The following is a 1873-nucleotide window of genomic DNA, read 5'->3' as shown; positions in this document are numbered from 1 at the left end:
ACACACAACGTCACCGCATCAACCCCGGCGGGGATCGCCGTCTCAACCAAGCACTCCACATGGCAACAGTCACACGCATGCGCATGGATCCCCGCACCCGCGCCTACGTCGAACGCCGCAGCGCCGAAGGACGAACACCCCGAGAGATCCGCCGCTGTCTCAAGCGCTACCTCGCTCGAAACATCTACCGAAAACTCAACACGGCCGCAGCCAACTGCACCCCAAGCCCTGCTTGACAGACATAGGAGATTCAACGGACTCATCGAACTCCACCGCCGCATCGCCAGAGGCTTCCGCAACCGCGACAACTACCGACTACGCTGCCTACTCATCGCCGGCGGCCTCGACACGTGACCCCCACCTCAAGTCCGAAGAGATTCCCTAACGGGTTGTCAAGTCTCCAGCGGGTGGATTTTGGGGCGCGGTGAAGCGCCCGGACCGTAGGCCCGGGCTGTCGTAAGGGATCTACTTGGTGAGCTTGGAGCGGTGCGTGGCCGCGCTGCGCGCTCGAGCTCGGGCCCGGACGTCGTCGGGGACGGCATGGTCATGCCGGGCTTGGTCCTTGGCGACGATCCGGGTCACGGCCTGCCCGGTGGCGTCGCGGAACTGGTAGGGCTGGCCTCGCGTCAGGACCGTCCAGGTCCGTTCGACGAGTTTGCGGGCGACCGCGACGGTGGCTTGCGTGTGGCAGTGCCCGCGCTCGACCATCAGATGCTGGTAGTAGGCCGCTAGCTGCGGATCGACACGGCGGGCACCGTTCGCGGCCTGGTAGAACGCCAGCCGCAGCACCGCGGGCCCTTCCTTGGTGATCGCCCGGGAGGGTTGCACGACCGTTCCCGACGACCACGTTGACGGTGTCAGCCCGACGTAGGACGCGGCCGCTTTCGCCGAAACGAAGCGGGTGCCGTCGCCCAGGAACGCGCGGATCGTGGGGGCGGTCATGGGACCCATTCCGGGCAGGGACAGCAGCAGCGGGTCATCGCCATACAGACCCGCCCAGTAGCGCTGTGCTTGGGTGGTGGCCCGCTCGATCTGTTCGCTCGCGATCGTGATGTCGCGCAGATGCTCGGCGGTTTCCCAGGCCAACGCCTCCAAGTCCAGGCGACCGTCCCAGAACTCGACCCAGGCCGCCGCCGCGAGACGGATTGCGCCGGCACGCTCGGCGACACCCGGCACGCCTCGGGTGTGGGCGGCGACGACCGCGGTCACGCTGGAGCGTCGCGCAGCGGCCAATGCGCGCAGGTCGGGCCACCGGGTCAAGACCGCAATCGCGGTCGGCCACGACCCGACGAACGCCGTCCACACATCGGGAAACGCCCACCGCGCCAACGAGATCAGTCGCCGCCGCGCCCGGTTCCCGTCGATGACCAGCTTCCCGCGGCGCACGACCGCGCGGCGAAGCGCCAACTCCGCCGGCAGGGGAGGGTCCAAGGGTGACAGCGCGAACACATCAGAGGCCAGCGACAACACGTCGGCGTCGATCACGTCGGACTTCGACTTGCCCGAGATCGCTCCCCTCAAGCGGGCCGAGTGCCGGGTCCCGACCAAGGACAGGTCGCAGCCGGCGCGTTGCAGCGTAACGTGAAGACCCAGCCACGTCATCGACGTCGGTTCCGCGACAGCGACCACACCCGGGAACACCGACAGCCGCTCCCCAAGACGAGACAAGCCAGCGATCGTGGGTGGGACATGGAAATGGGACAGCTGCACCTGCCCGTCGGACAAGGTCGATCGGATCGTGACGTGATGGTCGGCGACCACCGCGGGCGTGTCAGATGGTTTGTGTAAGTGGTGGTCTCCCGAGATGAAGGAGATTGACTGTGACCATGACCAAGGAGAAGGGCCAGTCGGAGACGCAAGCCCGCCAGTTGCG

General features: G+C 67.1%; 2 protein-coding genes. One reads left to right on the top strand and one right to left on the bottom strand.

The window, feature by feature from the left end; all coding sequences use genetic code 11:
* A partial coding sequence (locus ACTQ49_RS14870; RefSeq protein ID WP_441828614.1) for a transposase occupies positions 1 to 236 on the top strand: 236 nt, incomplete at its 5' end.
* Between the two features lie 229 nt (positions 237 to 465).
* Here ACTQ49_RS14870 and ACTQ49_RS14865 read toward each other — a convergent pair.
* A complete protein-coding gene (locus ACTQ49_RS14865) occupies positions 466 to 1761 on the bottom strand; it encodes an IS110 family transposase (protein ID WP_441828613.1) in 1296 nt (431 codons plus the stop codon).
* Between the last annotated feature and the right edge of the window lie 112 nt (positions 1762 to 1873).

Origin of the sequence: Luteococcus sp. Sow4_B9 (genome assembly GCF_052116585.1) — a bacterium.
Classification (GTDB): Bacteria; Actinomycetota; Actinomycetes; order Propionibacteriales; family Propionibacteriaceae; genus Luteococcus.
The sequence above is the reverse complement of the archived record's forward strand: the minus strand, read 5'-3'. Positions and strand labels throughout refer to the sequence as shown.